Genomic DNA, 1,218 nt, shown 5'->3' with positions numbered 1-1,218 from the left:
CGGCTGCGTGAGCAGACGTTCGCTACGGAGGCGTAAGCGCAGTTTATCTGCGCGGTTAAACGCCGAAGTGAGCGTGCCTTAAACTTTGAGAATGTATATTCTCAAAGTTAATCTGCTCTAGATGTAGAGCATTTAACACTTGAAATGCTCACTTACGGCAGGCAAAAGCCCGCCTGCTCGCATTTCGTGGCAAGGATTTTCAGGAAAATCCTTGCAGAGCAGTTGCTCATTTTATTCGTCAACTGCTCTGAAGCAGCCGCGCGGGGATGAGAGCGGCCGGGCCGTTTTTGCCCCGCGCGGTTTTTGTATCCGTTTTTACCGGCATATTTTTGCCGTCAGGTTCGGGCGCGTATGGATTATCTTGTCAACGGCATTTCCGGCGCATTTTCCCTTTTGATGCATATGGATGCGGCCACGCTTTCCGCCGTGCGCGCCACCCTGCTTTCCACCTGCTATGCCATGACCGCTTCCCTGCTGCTGGGGTTGCCGGCGGGTTTTGTGCTCGGGTATTGCTCCTTTCCCGGCAAAAGGGCGTTGCGCCTTGTTTCCGACACACTTCTGGCTTTTCCCACGGTTCTTATCGGCCTGCTGGTCTATGCGCTCATAACGGCGCGCGGCCCCTTGGGGCAGTATGGCCTGCTGTTTACCCTGCCGGGCATGGCCGTGGGGCAGGCCCTTCTGGCCCTGCCCATTGTGGTCTCGTGGACCGCGCAGGCTGTGGAAAATCTGGACCCGCGCTGTCGCGACACCCTGCTGACCCTGGGGGCCAACGCCCGGCAGATGGCGGTGCTTTCACTGTGGGAATGCCGCTATTCCATCGGCATGGTCTGCATCACGGCCTTTGGGCGCGTTATCACCGAAGTGGGCGTAGCCATGATGCTCGGAGGCAACATCCGTTATGCCACCCGCACCATGACCACGGCCATAGCGTTGGAAACCAGCAAGGGAGATTTTGCCCAAGGCATAGCTTTGGGGCTTGTGCTGCTGCTGATGGCTTTTGCCGTCAATCTGGCCCTGGCTTTTTTCCGGCACAGGGGGCGCGCGTGAATGCTTTGCTGTATGAGGGGCGCGATCTGGTGCAGGTGTACGGCGGGCGCACTGCCCTGAACCTGCCCCGTCTTGAGGTGACAAAAGGCGAAACCCTGGCGCTCACCGGGCCGAACGGCTGCGGCAAGTCCACGCTGCTTCGCCTGCTGGCTTTTCTGGAGCGCCCGGCGG

Annotated in this window: 2 protein-coding genes; both read left to right on the top strand. The window is 58.9% G+C overall.

Annotated elements, in window-relative coordinates:
* Positions 1–351: 351 nt before the first annotated feature.
* Positions 352–1,047 carry an ABC transporter permease gene (locus tag V6C07_RS00125; RefSeq protein WP_333534301.1) on the top strand — a complete coding sequence of 232 codons (696 nt, stop codon included), beginning with the start codon at positions 352–354 and terminating at the stop codon, positions 1,045–1,047.
* Positions 1,044–1,218, top strand: a 175-nt coding sequence (locus tag V6C07_RS00120) for an ATP-binding cassette domain-containing protein (RefSeq protein ID WP_333534302.1), incomplete at its 3' end; no start/stop codon positions are given. The genes V6C07_RS00125 and V6C07_RS00120, both read left to right, overlap by 4 nt.

Origin of the sequence: Desulfovibrio sp. 1214_IL3152 (assembly GCF_036763055.1) — a bacterium.
Classification (GTDB): Bacteria; Desulfobacterota; Desulfovibrionia; order Desulfovibrionales; family Desulfovibrionaceae; genus Desulfovibrio.
Note: the sequence above shows the minus strand (reverse complement) of the source record. Positions and strands in the feature narration are given on the sequence as shown.

Bases quoted from the DNA above. Each gene is read 5' to 3' on its own strand.
- V6C07_RS00125 (WP_333534301.1), top strand. From the start codon at position 352: ATGGATTATCTTGTCAACGGCATTTCCGGCGCATTTTCCCTTTTGATG.